The following is a 15,202-nucleotide window of genomic DNA, read 5'->3' on the forward strand; positions in this document are numbered from 1 at the left end:
ATGAATTTTGACGGACCTTTTATTCTGATCCTGGTAGGAGCACTGATCCTGTTTGTGACCATTGTATCGCTGATCTCCCGCTACAAACGCTGTCCTTCTGACAAGATCCTGGTCATTTATGGTAAAACAGGCGGCAGCTCTGCGCGCTGTGTACACGGCGGCGGTGCCTTTATATGGCCGGTGATCCAGGATTTCGCATACCTGGATCTGAAGCCTATTTCTATTGAAGCCAACCTCACCAATGCCCTTTCCCGCCAGAACATCCGCGTAGATGTGCCCTGCCGGTTCACTATTGCTATTTCAACAGAGCCTGATAGTATGGGCAATGCGGCGGAACGCCTGCTGGGCCTGAGCCCGGAGCAGATACAGGAACTGTCCAAAGATATTCTGTTCGGACAGTTGCGTCTTGTAATTGCCACGATGACCATCGAGGAGATTAATTCCGACCGGGATAAATTCCTGGATAATATCTCCAAGAATGTTGACACCGAACTGAAGAAGATCGGTCTGAAGCTCATCAACGTAAACGTAACGGATATCCGGGATGAGTCCGGCTATATTGAAGCATTGGGTAAAGAAGCGGCGGCAAAAGCCATCAACGAAGCCATCGTGAGCGTAGCCGAGCAAACCAAGATCGGGGAAACGGGAAAAGCTGTTGCCGACAGGGAAAAAGATACCCAGATTGCGGAAACCACCCGTGACCGGGATGTAAAGATCGCCATTACCCAAAAAGATAAAGAGATCAGCATTGCTGCTGCCGGCAAGGACGAGGCCATTGGTAAAGCCGAGGCAGAAAGGGATGCACGGATCGCTACCTCTATGGCCAATTCACTGGCTGTTAAAGGGGAGAATGATGCCAAGATCACTATTGCCAACTCAGACGCAGTGCGGCGGGAGAAAGAGGCGGAGGCCCTGAAAATTGCGGTAACCGCAGAAAAAGTACAATCTGCAAAAGCGCTGGAGGAGTCTTACCTTGCTGAGCAGAAAGCGGAGCAGGCACGTGCGGAAAGAGAACGCTCCACGCAAAATGCCAACGTGGTGATACCGGCGCAGATCGCCAAGCAAAAAGCCATCATCGATGCAGAGGCAGAAGCGGAGCGGATCCGTCTGAGAGCGAAGGGAGAGGCCGACGCGATCTTTGCAAAAATGGAAGCAGAAGCCAAGGGTTTGTTTGAGATCCTGACCAAACAGGCAGATGGTTATGATAAGGTGGTAAAAGCTGCAGGGGGCGATTCTACCAATGCCTTCCAGCTGCTGCTGCTTGAAAAATTGCCGGACCTGGTGCGTACACAGGTTGAGGCTGTTAAGAATATCAAGATCGACAAAGTGACCGTATGGGATGGAGGCGCCGGCGAAAACGGGAACGGCTCAACTGCAAATTTTGTACAGGGCCTGATGAAATCGGTGCCGCCGCTCAATGACCTGTTCAATATGGCCGGCCTGAATCTTCCCAGCTATTTAAAAGGAGCAGATCTTAAGAACAAGGATCTTCCTGCCAAAGAGCATCCGGGGGAAGAAGCCGGTCATAACGGATAACAGCATCCCTCCGGGACCATATCAGAAATGCATAGCGGCGCTGATCCCGGACGATGTTATTGTACAGCTCCTGGTTCATCCATTGGTGGATCAGGAGCTGTTATCTTTTAAGGGTGTTTTGATACCGTCAAAAAGAATCCTATCTTTAATCCGGTCTCTTTTGAGCGCCACCCAATAACGCGATCAGTAATTGCCATCATATTCAATCCTCCTCCTATGTATACCCGGAAGAAGTTTATCAGGAATGTATTTATGGGTGCCGTAGCCGCATCGGCGCTTCCCAAATCATCACCGGGAGCCTCTGTACCAACGGCTGTGGCTCCGAAAGACCGGGTACGCCTGGCCGTTATCGGCAAAGGCAATATGGGATCCAGTGATCTGCAGACAGCACTGTCTACCGGCATGGCTACACTGGCCGGTGTCTGTGATATATTTGACAAAAACCTGGATGCATTGCGGCAACAGGAGGGCAAAGGAGTGCTGTTTACAAAAGACTACCGCGAGATCCTGGACCGCAAAGATATTGATGCGGTGATCATCGGCACCCCGGATCACTGGCATCAGAAGATCGCCATTGAAGCGATGAAGGCGGGGAAGGACGTTTATTGTGAGAAACCGGTGATTCATTCGTTGCAGGAAGGCCGGGCGCTGGTGGAAGCGCAGGAAAAAACCGGGCGCATTTTCCAGATGGGGAGCCAGGGTATGTCGTCCTGGGGAAACCAGCTGGCCAAAAAGATGGTGGAAGAAGGGTTTATTGGTGCCGTAAGCCAGGTTGACGGACAGTTCACTGCAGCCCCTTCCTCTTTAAAGCCCTTTGTAGCTCCGCCGGAAGCGAATGAGAAAACGATCTGGTGGAACCGTTTCCTGGGGAGCGCGCCCAAACATGCTTTTGATGCGCAGCGTTTTTTACAATGGAGAAGCTGGAGCGATTATGGCACCGGTGTGGCAGGTGACCTTTTTGTGCACGTGATAGCAAGCACTCATTTTATCATGAACGCAGCCGGGCCGGAAAAGGCCTACAGTACAGGAGGGATCCGGTATTATACCAATAATTCGAGAGACACGCCGGACCTGCTGCTGGGTTACCTCGATTACCCGGACCAGGATAAAAAAGGCGCATTTACGCTTTCTCTTTCCGCCAATCTTGCGGATGGGGTTTCAAAGAAATGGGGCAGCACTGATTTTACGATAAAAGGAGCAGGGGGATCACTGACCGTGGGGTGGGACAAAGTGGTGCTTAAAACCAACGGGAAGACGGACACTGGATTGTTTGGCCGCCTGAAGGAATTGCTGACATCGGCCCCGGTCAAGGTTTCGGATAATGAATATGAATTCAATGTTGGTGCAGGAAACAGAGGCGCCCATCACGATCATTTTGTAAACTTCCTCTCCGCTATCCGGAATGGTGGTAAAACAATTGCAGATACCCGGTTCGGAGTACAGGCTTCTGCAGCATCGCTGTTGTGTTATGAAAGTTATCTGAAGCAGAAAGCGCTTGCCTGGGATCCCCGGCTATGGAAGCTCAGGTCTTAAGGCGGCTGTTTGCTAAGTCGCTATTTTGTCCTGCCATCCCGATCGCTATTTCATGCACGCCGGTTAATTTTAGCCGGCAGGAGATTGCGGGTAACCATGGCAAAGGATGGGTACCGTTTCTATATATAATTAACCGCTCATAAACCGGTAGTTACACCGCCGGCTATCGGGGCATAACCCCGTCCGGGTTTTGCCGCTTATCTTGACGCACAAGCGAACCATCGGGATTCAAATTTGCAAATTCCCGCGTCTCACACCAGTATCCCGGGCTCATCCCATGGTAAACCCCTAAGGGGTTGTATTTAATGAACCGCGCGTGAAACGCGGGGTGAATGATCAGCATCCTGGTTGAACCCCGGCCGGGGTTCAATGCAAGCCAATCGCCCATAAACCGACGGCTATCCGGGCATAACTCCATTCAGGGTTTTGCCGCTTATCTTGACGCACATGCGATCGCTATCGGGATGGTTCCGGCATCTGAAAGATGGTTTCCGTCTGGTTGAGGCTGATCCGCTGCGGACAGAACAACAATGCGCCCTAAGCGACTTTCGGTACAGCTCGCTGCCAGGCATATTATTACTGTTCCCGCTCTGCAGGAGATCAATACCTGGGATCTGTTATACCACACGGATCAGCACATTGCTGTCCGCTGCCTCCAGCCATCCAAAAGGTACCAGGTTATAGCCCTGTTCCTGCATCAGTTGTTCAAAGTCCCGGGCTCCGTCTCCTTCCACGGCTACCAGCAGGCCGCCGCTGGTTTGCGGATCTGCCAGTATCTGTTGCTGGCGTTCTGTAACCGGCCCAATCTTCATTCCATAGCTGCTCCAGTTGCGCTGGGTTCCGCCAGGAACACAACCCTGGTCAAGATAGGAAGTAATAGCGGGGATCACCGGTACGCTGTCAAATGCTACTACTGCAGAAAGCCCGCTGCCGGCACACATTTCGGCCAGGTGCCCCAGAAGCCCGAAGCCGGTTACATCGGTCATTGCCTTAACACTGTCCAGCCGGCCCAGCAGTGCTCCGGGTTTGTTGAGGGTGGTCATCGTTTTTAGAGCGATAGCAGCATCTTCCGGCTGCAGCAGCCCGCGCTTTTGCGCGGTAGACAGGATTCCCACCCCCAGGGGCTTGGTAAGATATAAGCGGCAACCCGCAGTGGCCGTAGCATTTTGTTTCAAATGCGGCAGGTCTACCAGCCCGTTTACGGCAAGCCCGAAAACCGGTTCGGGGCAATCGATACTGTGTCCGCCTGCCAGTGTAATGCCCGCATCCGCACATACCGCCCTGGCACCTTCCAGCACCCGGCCGGCAACTTCGGGTGGCAGCTGGTTAATGGGCCAGCCGAGGATGGCGATGGCCAGTACCGGGTTGCCGCCCATGGCATATACATCACTGATCGCATTGGTAGCGGCAATGCGTCCAAAATCGTATGCATCATCCACTATCGGCATGAAGAAATCTGTAGTGGAAATAAGGGCGGTGCCATTGCCCAGGTCCAGCACCGCGGCATCATCACGTTTGTCATTGCCTACCAGCAGCCTTGGATCAGCCTGGGGTACAGGAGCTGCAGTATGTAATATTTTATCCAGCAGGGCGGGGCTGATCTTGCAGCCGCAACCGGCACCGTGCGAGTATTGGGTAAGTTTGTATGTTGTTGTTTCCATTATTAAAAAATTCCGGTTAAAGTTTACCGTTTAGCGCTGATCGTTCCGTGGTATCCAGATTATTTTAGTGAAGCAGCAAGTGCAGCCAGCAGCCGGCTATCAGCGGCCATATCGTTTCCCGATGCTACCAGTCCAAATACTTTGCCTGCAGGGCGCATCCCCAATCCCTTGCGGTAGGCTTTATCATAATAGACCAGCGCGATCCGGATAAAATCAGCCATACGTCCTTCACGAATGGCGGCAATGGCTTCTTTGGTCTGAACCGGCCCCAGGCGCTTATGGATACGCTCCGTGCCCTCTACCAGGAAATCCGGGTCCAGGTGGCCATAGTCCTGCAAAAGCGTGACCACGCGCTGCTCTTCCGGCACCTGCAGGTCGATGAGTAAGGCCTCCCGCATCCGGAGCCAGAGGGGCAGGGGAATACTGCGCCTGCCAATCTTCTGGCATTCATCTTCCAGCCACAATACTGCTTCCTGGTGCATATCTTTCAGCTGCCAGGCCAGTTCGTTCTCAAACTGCTCCTGCGTGGGCTGTACCATCCGGTTCATGGTGCCATAGGAGGAGCCCTGGTGTTGCGCCAGGTCTTCCAGGTCGATGACCTGCTGGCCCTCCTGCCGCATATACTGAAGCAGGCGGGTCTTCCCGGAGCCCGTCATGCCACCCAATATCTGCAGGTTAAACGGCCTCTCAAATTGCCGGTGCGCCCACCGGCGGTAGGCTTTATAGCCTCCTGTTACCTGGTATACTTCAAAGCCATACAGGCCTAATGCCCAGGCCATGGCACCGCTACGCATGCCGCCTCTCCAGCAGTGAACGGCGATCCGCTTGCCTGGCGCTATCTGCAGGCATTGCCGGATAAACCCGGCCCATTTGGTACCGGTAAGTTCAAAGCCCAGCAGGATGGCTTCCTCCCGGCCAACCTGTTTATAGGTAGTACCTACCTGCACCCGCTCTTCGTTGCTGAACAGGGGAAGATTAACGGCGCCGGGAATATGCCCCTGCGCAAATTCAGCAGGAGTACGCACATCTGCCAGTGGCAGCGTTTGCGCCTGTTGTATCCAGTCGCTTATTGTGATGTTTTGCGTCATATTTTCCGCGCGTAAAGGTATTATATTTTGTGGCTTCCTTTTGCCGCGTTTTGCCTGCCTGATCTTCGGACAAAAGGTTAATGGCAGCCGTTGTGCATAAGCCCGGAGCCCGGGGCAACAGATGCTGTATGGGTTATACCATATCCAGCGGTTTCCGCTTTCCGGCACGGATATTTTTAAAATGGCTGGGTGTAAAACCGGTCACTTTTTTAAACTGGTTGCTTAAATGAGCCACGCTGGAGTAGTTGAGGCGGAACGCGATCTCACTGAGTGAAAGCTCATCATACACCAGTAATTCTTTAACCCGTTCTATCTTCTGATGTATAAAATACTTTTCAATGGTAGAGCCCTCCACTTCCGAAAAAAGGTTCGACATATAGTTATAATCGTGGTGCAGCAGGCCGCTGAGGTAATCGGAGAGGTTTACCTTTAATTCGCCGTCCTGCTGGTGTACCAGCTGGATGATTTGTTTCTTAATGTTTTCGATCAGCCGGCTTTTTTTATCGTCGATCAGCTCAAAACCCAACTCATTTAACCCGGCTTCCAGTTCTTCTTTTTCACCAGGGGTGAGCTCCCGCTCAAGCTCCACTTCTCCCAACTCTATTGAAACGGGCTGCAGATGGAGCTTTTCCAATTCCGTTTTTACGGCCATCTTACAACGGTTACAAACCATGTTCTTTATATACAGCTTCATTGTGTTCTTTATTTAAGGGGCTATCCGGCTTTTCTGAAACCCGTAAAATTAAGCAAATTCACAAACGGCAGGAAATATAAACCGGTAGTGATCCGCAAAAAAATAGCCGGCTGTTTATGTAATCCTTTTGTCGGCTGCATCCTGTGTACAGCTTTTATATTATGAGAAAAAGAATCCTGCTACTAGCTACATTGCTTCCGTTTTGTCCGCTATGGGCACAGGACCGGCTTTCCGCGAGCCGTACAGACGGCCCGCTTACCGAAGTCTACCGCCTTACGGATAAGGAAACGGAACAGCTGCTCCTGGGGCCGCAACAGGCAACGGCTGCATTTCTGCATACATTGGAAGACCGTTACGAAACCCGGAAAGGACCATTGAAGTCCCTGTCTTTTGGCAACTACCTCGGTGTAAAAGCCATTGGCAACCAGCTGCATTATACACTGATAGCGAACGGCAACGCCCGGCTCTCCTTTATTAACAATCAAAAAGAGTTCCAGTTCATTATAACGGATCTCACAGGGGCACCGGTAACGGATGCCCGGGTGTTCACATCCGGTGGCAAACAGGTTCGGTATCATAAGCAGGCGCATTTATATGAGGGGGCCTATCCAAAGTACGATGGCTACCTGAAAGTAATACACAAGGGCGTAACCAATTATTTTACCTATGAAACAGATGCCTTCGGCAGAACCAGGAACTTCAGGAAACGCCCCGGCATCCTGTTCCCGGTAAAGAAGCTCCGGGCGCTTTTTAACCGTAAACGCCGGCAAAAACCGGAGCCTGCAAGGTACAGCAGCTTTTTGGTGTTCAGCAAACCCAAGTATAAGCCTTATGATACTGTCAGATTCAAAGCCTATATATTCCCGGATAATAAAACGGAGTTCCGGGACCGGCCGTTAGCAGTACAGCTCAACGGGATTTCAGGGCAAAAGAACCTGGCCGTGCTGAAGCCCTACCGCGACGGGGGGTATACCGGCCAGTTTGTACTGTCCGATTCCCTGCAGCTGGTGCTGGACCGGCAATACAGTATCCAGCTTATCGATACGGCTGCCGGCGCAGCGGTCACAAGGGCATCCGGCACGTTCCGGTATGAAGAATATGAGCTGAAGTTACTTCAGTTTCATGTACGCACCGATAAAAAGATACAGTATCCCGGTGAGCCGGCGATCATTTTTATGAAGGCAACGGACGAAAACGAGCTGACCGTTCCGGATGCGCGGGTAGAGATCACTGTTTGTACCCAGGCTGTTACGGCATACTATAAGAACGCTGTCTTTGTACCGGATACGCTTTGGAAGACTACCCTAAACCTGGACCCCGTAGGGGAGACGCAGCTAAGACTGCCCGACAGCATCTTCCCCGCGGCGCAGCTTTCCTGCACCGTACATTTCAAAATGCTCAACAGCAATAATGAAGTACGGACTTCCCGGCTACACCTGGATTTTGATGGACAGAAGAGGAAAGAAAAGGGAACGATCCTGGCCCGTTTTGTTAAGGACAGTCTTTATATAGAATACCGTGAGGACAGTGTATCAAAACCCGGGACCGGCTGGCTTTATACCAGGGCGGAAACGCAGGTAACAGACTCACAGCGGGTGCAGTTGCCGCTCGCGCTTCCGCTGGATTACCAGGCCGTGGATTACGAGGTAGTGCTGGATAACGGGGTAAGGGCAGAACGGTCTCCCTACCAGTTTGACGATGCGCTGGAAATAGCTGCGGTACATACGCAGAAACAACTGTACCTGGCAGTTGCCAATGAGCACCGGATCCCTTTCTGGTACACGGTTTTTTCCGGTGATGAGGTACTCCTGAAAGGCTATGGCACGGCCCTGGATACAGTGATCCGACACAGCAGCAGGCAAACGGCACATTTTCGTATCAATTATTTTTGGAACCATGAAGAAAAGCAAAAAGAGGTAGGCAGTCTTTATAATGCCCGCGCCTTAATAGTGAAACTGGCAGCACCGGATGTGATCTATCCCGGGCAGCAGGTACGGATACAGGTGGCAGTATCGGACGCCGATAGCCGGCCGGTACCGGGCGCAGATATTACGGCGTATGCACACACGGCCAGGTTCCATACACCTGCACCCCGGGTACCCTATTTCGGGCCGGATTTTCATCAAAGGGCGCTGCGTACATTTATCTTCGAAAGCGAAACGGCCGATGCCCGCGGGAACATCGGGATGAACTGGCCGCAATGGAGCCGGCAGCTTGGACTGGACACTATCGAATACTACCGCTTCACAAATCCGCAGACCCTGTACCTGTTTACAGAGCCCTCCCGGGACAGCATTACACAGTTTGCCCCATTTGTGGTAAAAGATGGAGCCATTGACCCGGTAAGCATTATTTATGTGGATGAAGTTCCGGTGTATTTTGAACAGGCCGGTCAGCTGCAGCAGTATGCATTCCGCATTACACCGGGGCCGCACAGCATCCGCCTGCGAACACCCGAACATGAAGTGTGGATCCGGGATTTTTATTTTAAAAAAGGCATGAGGACCGTATTGAGCGTACGGGCCGATACGCTGAATACGCAGGCTCAGGTAACCCGGCTTAAAAATGTGCTGAACCCGGTGGAACGGGACCGGCTGCAATCCTATTTTTTACGCGTGGAGGATAATTTCGGCGGCGGGCGGGCTTTTATACGGTATGATTCCACCCGTTTGCTGCTCAACCCGCCTGGCCAGGGTCTCCGCAAACAGGGCGATGTACTGGTGGGCCCCGTGCCTGCAAACCAATTGTTCTTTCAATCCGGACTGACCGACCAGGCATTTTTAAAAGAACCGGGCTTTGTATACCGGTTCTCACCCGGTTTGATCCGCCAAAAGTCCTACCCGGGATTGTATCTCTTTGACACCATCCTTTCCGGGGCTAATGCCCTGAGCCGTAATTACAGCCAGCAGGTACTGCGCGATGAAGACGTTGACCGGTTGTGGAGCGACTTCTATGATCTGCGCAGCCGTACTACACAATTGTTTTCTTTACGTACAGCCGCTTACGGCGCTTCGGGAAGGCTCCGGTTCTACATAGATTCGGCTTTCACCAGCCTGCTGCCTTATATTAAGAACATCGTGGTTACGGATCCATCGCGCCCGCATTTTTTACAGGTATATCGCGGTACGGCCACTGAATCTTCTTTATTGTTGCCCGGGTATTACAACCTGCTGTTCCTGCTAAAGGACAACCGGTATTTTAAGGTAGAAAACGTACAGGTGCATGCCGGTGGGATCAGTTATTATTCCTGGCAGTCGTTTGCTGTCCGGGCCGCAGATCCGTTCACAGCTTTGCTGGATCAGCATATCAAAGAAGTGGAGGCCCCCGGCTATTATCTGCCGCCCGTGCCCGATGCGGTCATAAGGTTGTTTAACAGATCTTATTGGGATCCCGCGGCATTGGACCAGGAAATAAAGGGAGTGGTTGTATCAAGGGACGGCAGGCCTGTTGCAGGGGCCACGATGGAAATAATGGGCCTGGATCAGCAGTTAGGAACGGTCACCGATACCCGGGGCCGGTTTCAATTAAAAACAACCGCCAGGGGCCTGCTCATTGTTTCCATGGCCGGGTTCCTGACAAAAAAGATAGACGGCCTCAGTGAACGAACCGATACCATCGTACTGGAGCCGGCCGGAAGCCAGCTCAATGAAGTGGTGGTAGTAGCGTATGGTATCCAAAAGAAAAGTTCTATTGTGGGAGCGGTTACAACGATGGGGAGCAGTGAATTATCCAATACACTGGCCGGACGAGTGGCGGGGCTGAGACCAGGAAACAATGAACACATGATGATCCGGGGTGTTGGTACATTGCAGGGTGAAAAACCCCTGGTCATCTTGGACGGCCTTCCGTTTAACGGGGATATCCAGGCATTGGATCCTGCAGACATCGAAAATATGAGCATCCTGAAAGATGCAGCAGCAACAGCCCTTTACGGATCAAAGGCAGCGTCCGGTGTTATCATCATTAAAACCAAAAAAGGGAATACCGGGGCAAATGAGCAGGGCATTGTGCAGGAAGGCGTACAAACCCTGCGTACACGCTTTTCTGATGAAGGGTTCTGGCAGCCGCAGCTGGTAACGGATGAACAGGGCCAGGCATCCTTTACCGTAACCTTCCCGGATGATATTACCAGCTGGGACACACGCTTCATAGCGGTTACAAACCAGCGGCAGAGCGGATACCTGGAGCGTTCCATCCGCTCATTTAAAGCACTAAGCGCCAATTTTGTGTCGCCATCGTTTGCTGTAGAAGGCGATAGTATGAATGTGATCGGCAAACTGATGAACTACACACCCTTTCCCGAAAAGCTGGTGCGCAGTTTCAGGTACAGGGATACCACATTGCGTAACAGTGAGCTTACCGTAACCCATGCCCACCTGGATACGGTAATGATCGCTGCAAAAGGCACAGACAGCCTTCGTTTTGAATATACATTAAAACAGGCCAATGGATATTTTGACGGCGAACGCAGGAGCATACCATTGTATCCTGCAGGTGTAAAAGAAACCGCAGGCTGGTTTAACGTTTTACAGGGCGATACTATGGTGCAATACTGCTTTGAGCAGGAGAAAGGCACCGGCACCGTGCGTGCAGAAACCTCCTTGTTCCCGGTATTGCTCGAAGAAATGAAGCGCCTGCGGGATTATGAATACCTCTGCAATGAGCAGCTGGCCTCCAAATTGAAATCCCTGCTGCTGGAGAAAAAACTGCGGGCCTATTTAAAAGAGTCCTTCCCTTATGAAAAGCATATTCAGGTTCTATTGAAAAAACTGAATGAAAACAAATCATTAGACGGCTTATGGGGATGGTGGCAGGGCACACAGGTAGAACCCTGGATCAGTTTGCACGTGGTAGAAGCCCTGCTGGAGGCACAGCAGCAGGGATATACCGTACAGCTGAACAATGACCTTCTATATCGTTATCTGCAGGCGAGGGTGGCAGATGAAGGGGCCGGCACACATCCCAAGCTGATACGCCTGCTGGCACAGCTGAATGGTACACAGGTGGTCCGCAGCTGGGTACAGCTTAAGGAAGCCGATACGATCTATCAGAAACAAAAAAAGAGCCTGTATGAATACCTGGAGTTCCTGGACATTAAGCAGCAGGCAGGGCTAAAGATCGGAGTGGATTCTCTGCTCAGGCTGCATAAACAAACCATGTTCGGCGGTATGTACTGGGGCGAGGAGGGGTGGCGGTTCTGGAATAACAGCATCCAGAACACCCTGCTGATGTACCGGATATTACGGCGCAGCGGCGGCTATAGCCCGGAGCTGGGCCGTATCCGGCAATATTTCCTGGAGCAAAGAAAGGACGGGGAGTGGCGTAATACCTATGAATCGTCATTGATCCTGGAAACAATTTTACCCGAACTGTTCACCAGCAACCGGAAACCCAAACCCGCTGCAATGGAGATCAATAGTACGCGGGTTGAAAAATTCCCGTTTGAGCAGCAGTACCAGGCCGGCACCCTGCTGCGGATCAAAAAAGAAGGAGACCTGCCGGTTTATTTTACGGCATACCAGCAATATCAGAACCGGGCGCCGCAACCTGTATCGAAAGACTTTACGGTTACTTCAAAACTGCTGCAGAACGACCGGGAAACGGTGATACTGAAAGCGGGGAAAGCTGTACGGCTCCGGGTGGAGGTTACCGCAAAGGCGGATGCGGACTATGTAATGATCGAAGTACCGGTGCCGGCCGGATGCAGTTATGAAAGTAAACCCCAGCAGTTCTGGGGTGTGGAAACCCACCGGGAATATTTAAAGAATAAAACAGCCATCTTTTGTACTAAAATGCGGCAGGGCCATTATGTATTTGAGATCATGCTGATGCCCCGCTATACCGGCAGCTATGTGCTTAATCCTGCCAAGGCCGAGCTGATGTACTTTCCGGTATTTTATGGAAGGGAAGGGATGAAGAAGATCACAGTTGAGTAAGAGCCTGTTTAAATTTTATTGATGGAATTTATTATGAAGCTATTTTGGAGCGAAACAAGGAAAATTTTGCAGGCATAGTAGGCCACTATGGCGAAAAATTTAACGCAGTTGCAGCCCAAAACAGCCATAATAAAGCCATTGAATGAATTTTAAACAGGCTCTTACTCCGGGGAAATGTAAAGTTAGAAATACCCGATGCAAAATGCAGCAATGACGGGCATCTTCCGGGTAGGAGCGTTATGAAGCAACTACGGATATCTATTTTACGGGCATCCATGCGTCGTTCTTTGTCCGCCATAACGGACAACAGGCAGGTAGCAAGTTGATAGCAGGGATCCGCATTTCCGGATTTTCAAATTCCCGCATCCTCGATCACCCACCAGGAGTAGGAGTCCGGGGGCAGCACAACGGGCAACGTTACTTCGTAGTTGCGGCTGAGTATATAGTTCTTTGCCGGCCCTTCTTTTTCGCGGATACGGGCGGTCCTGGTCAGGCCTGTATAATAAAGGGGAATGGAAATTTCCCTTTTCATCGGCTGGCCGGTTGGGTTAAACAACATTACGAGGCCTTTTTGTTTTAAAGCAGGGTTCACATGAAGCCAGCCGTCCCAGTCGCGGCCGTCCGCACGGCGCAGGTGGATAAGGTCGGCATTCAGGATCTCCCGGTATTTTTTGTACCAGGTGATGACCCCGGCAACGGTTTGCCGTGTTGTTTCAGTGTCGTATAACCTGGGACCACGGTAGCAGGCCTGCACACCAGCGCCATAATACTGCATCATCAGCTGTTCATAGTCTTTCAGGTGCTGCGAAAGAGGCTCCAGCACCGCTTCCGGTCCGCCACCCTGGTAACGGGTCAGCGGTACAAAGCCCCATCCCATCGAAGGTGTTTTTTCCCAGGTGCCATCAAAGATATTCTGGCGGTTCAGGATCTTTTGCTGTTCTCTCGGCAGGGAAAAATTCACCTCCCGGTACCCAAGGGCGATCTTATTGGTGCCATCCAGGAAGTACCAGTCCGGTGCATTAATATAAACACCACGGTTGTTAAGCCAGTGATACAATTCCTTTTGGATCTCCATTTGCTTCCATTGGCTGTCATCCAGGCCCTTGTGCCCCGGGTGTGTAGTGGAGGCGCAGCGGTCGCCGGGATAGGGGCCGTCATTTTCCCATATGTCAAAACCGGTAACGGTATAAAACTGTTTGATCTTATCACGATAATTTAAACCCCATTTGCTCCCAAAGCAGGGGGCATTCCCGAAAAAGGCGCCGCCGGTTTTGCCTGTCAGGGGGTTAATAACATCATCTGTTTCGCTGATCCTCCGCGAGCTGAAGAGGGAGTAAACACCGATCCGGATGCCTTTCTGATGTGCATAATCGGCCAGGGCCTTACAACGGGCGAGGTTGGCCTCGCGGTTATCCTCCATGTTGATATGACTGCCAAAGCTCAGGATCAATGCCTCATAGCCGGTCTGAACACACTGATCCACGGCATTTCTGACCTCCTCATCATTTTTGCTGACAAGGTGCATGAAGATGGGGTTGGCCGTGGTCCAGGGCGCCACGGTGCGGTACATTTTCTGGATGGCCATACCCCGGCGTTGCCGGTCGTAGCTATCCATGGCCAGCTCATAGGTCCATATGGAGTTGAAGGTATCTCCCGGTGCCAGGTCTATGCCCGGACCATATTCGGGGTATACTTCCAGCAAACAGGGGGTTTCATAATTATAGTTTACCTGCGACGTGTAGGCGCTATCGGTTTTCCAGTGGGTCGTCTGGTCACTCAGGTCATAGCGCATGGCATTATTGAATGCATAATTCGACTCAATATACAGCCCGGCTTGCTTTTTCATCTGCGCGGGACTGCCCACCACAGCGCTTTCTTCCTCAACCATCCCCAGGATCTCGTTAACCACTTTATCCAGGTGAAGGGATCGGCCGGACCGGTTGAAGACCCGAAGCGATTTAACGATCAGCGGTAAGCCGTCATAGAGCTCATAATTGATGCCTACCTCGATGCCCTTTAACTCCTGCAGGGGCGACCGGAACAGGAACTGCAGCTGCTTTCCTGTAGCCGCATTACGGTTGGTTGCCCAAAACGGGGACCGGGAATTTAAATAGGGGGACAGGTCCGTTACGGTGGTGGAAACGAATTCGAAATCCGTAGTTCCTTTTTTCAGCTGGTCTACCCATAGCGGAAGCAGGTAGGCATTTTCTTTTTGCCCGTGAAGCCCTCCGATGTTATAAGCGTGGCCATTAATGGTTAAGCGCGCTTCGGCTTTTACAGAGCGAAGCAATTGCTGGTTATTGATCTTGTTTTTATAATCGATGCACACCAGGTTGGGATGCAGGCGAAACCGGCGCTGCACCAGCCCGTTATCGAGGACAACCTCTTTTGCATCTGCGCTTTTATAAACTACAGCCTTTGCTGTAACAGGCCCTACCAGCCAGTCGTTGCCCCGGAAACTGTTTGTATGTTCCCTCCATACCGGGAGGGATTGTCCCTGGACCGATTGGCTGGTACTATAAAAAAGGGAACAGGCTAAAAATATACGCCCTGCTGCCATAGCAACGGTTTTCATCATATTTATAATATTGGCTGTTATTAAGATCCGGAAAGATACGGCATTGATGGTAGTCCGCAACACGATCGGGGAAGTGAGTATGGATCACAAAACAAAAACATAATACATATACAGAGAATAATATGCCCGGTATTTTAACAGGCCGTTTTTGAAACATCCGCAGGCAGTCCGGCGGA

General features: G+C 51.6%; 7 protein-coding genes. 3 read left to right on the plus strand and 4 right to left on the minus strand.

Translation table 11 applies throughout. From position 1 onward, the window contains the following. Both BLS44_RS17915 and BLS44_RS17920 read left to right on the plus strand, forming a co-directional pair. Complete coding sequence (locus BLS44_RS17915) at positions 1-1,536, plus strand: flotillin family protein (RefSeq protein ID WP_090391606.1); 1,536 nt, start codon at positions 1-3, stop codon at positions 1,534-1,536. 216 nt (positions 1,537-1,752) lie between these two features. Next, a complete protein-coding gene (locus tag BLS44_RS17920; protein WP_090391607.1) occupies positions 1,753-3,069 on the plus strand; it encodes a Gfo/Idh/MocA family protein in 1,317 nt (438 codons plus the stop codon). A 617-nt stretch (positions 3,070-3,686) separates the two neighbouring features. Here the strand turns inward: BLS44_RS17920 and selD are convergent. The 3 genes from selD to BLS44_RS17935 all read right to left on the minus strand — a co-directional run bounded on the left by selD (position 3,687) and on the right by BLS44_RS17935 (position 6,512). Then, positions 3,687-4,730: a selenide, water dikinase SelD gene (selD, locus tag BLS44_RS17925; protein ID WP_090391608.1), complete on the minus strand. Its 1,044-nt coding sequence runs from the start codon at positions 4,728-4,730 to the stop codon at positions 3,687-3,689. 59 nt (positions 4,731-4,789) lie between these two features. Then, positions 4,790-5,818 carry a tRNA 2-selenouridine(34) synthase MnmH gene (gene mnmH / locus BLS44_RS17930; RefSeq protein ID WP_090391713.1) on the minus strand — a complete coding sequence of 343 codons (1,029 nt, stop codon included), beginning with the start codon at positions 5,816-5,818 and terminating at the stop codon, positions 4,790-4,792. A gap of 133 nt (positions 5,819-5,951) precedes the next feature. Further along, positions 5,952-6,512 carry an AraC family transcriptional regulator gene (locus BLS44_RS17935; protein WP_090391609.1) on the minus strand — a complete coding sequence of 187 codons (561 nt, stop codon included), beginning with the start codon at positions 6,510-6,512 and terminating at the stop codon, positions 5,952-5,954. Between the two features lie 161 nt (positions 6,513-6,673). Between BLS44_RS17935 and BLS44_RS17940 the strand changes: the two genes are divergently transcribed. Next, the gene (locus BLS44_RS17940) at positions 6,674-12,448 is read left to right on the plus strand and encodes an alpha-2-macroglobulin family protein (protein WP_090391610.1); all 5,775 of its coding nucleotides are present in this window, start codon (positions 6,674-6,676) and stop codon (positions 12,446-12,448) included. A gap of 352 nt (positions 12,449-12,800) precedes the next feature. Here the strand turns inward: BLS44_RS17940 and BLS44_RS17945 are convergent, their stop codons facing one another. Continuing rightward, complete coding sequence (locus BLS44_RS17945; protein WP_245729261.1) at positions 12,801-15,026, minus strand: alpha-amylase family protein; 2,226 nt, start codon at positions 15,024-15,026, stop codon at positions 12,801-12,803. Positions 15,027-15,202 lie beyond the last annotated feature (176 nt).

Origin of the sequence: Niabella drilacis, assembly GCF_900101395.1 — a bacterium.
GTDB classification, from domain to species: Bacteria; Bacteroidota; Bacteroidia; order Chitinophagales; family Chitinophagaceae; genus Niabella; species Niabella drilacis.

Bases quoted from the DNA above. Each gene is read 5' to 3' on its own strand.
- mnmH (WP_090391713.1), bottom strand. From the start codon at position 5,818: ATGACGCAAAACATCACAATAAGCGACTGGATACAACAGGCGCAAACG.
- BLS44_RS17920 (WP_090391607.1), top strand. From the start codon at position 1,753: ATGTATACCCGGAAGAAGTTTATCAGGAATGTATTTATGGGTGCCGTA.
- BLS44_RS17940 (WP_090391610.1), top strand. From the start codon at position 6,674: ATGAGAAAAAGAATCCTGCTACTAGCTACATTGCTTCCGTTTTGTCCG.
- BLS44_RS17945 (WP_245729261.1), bottom strand. From the start codon at position 15,026: ATGATGAAAACCGTTGCTATGGCAGCAGGGCGTATATTTTTAGCCTGT.
- BLS44_RS17915 (WP_090391606.1), top strand. From the start codon at position 1: ATGAATTTTGACGGACCTTTTATTCTGATCCTGGTAGGAGCACTGATC.
- selD (WP_090391608.1), bottom strand. From the start codon at position 4,730: ATGGAAACAACAACATACAAACTTACCCAATACTCGCACGGTGCCGGT.
- BLS44_RS17935 (WP_090391609.1), bottom strand. From the start codon at position 6,512: ATGAAGCTGTATATAAAGAACATGGTTTGTAACCGTTGTAAGATGGCC.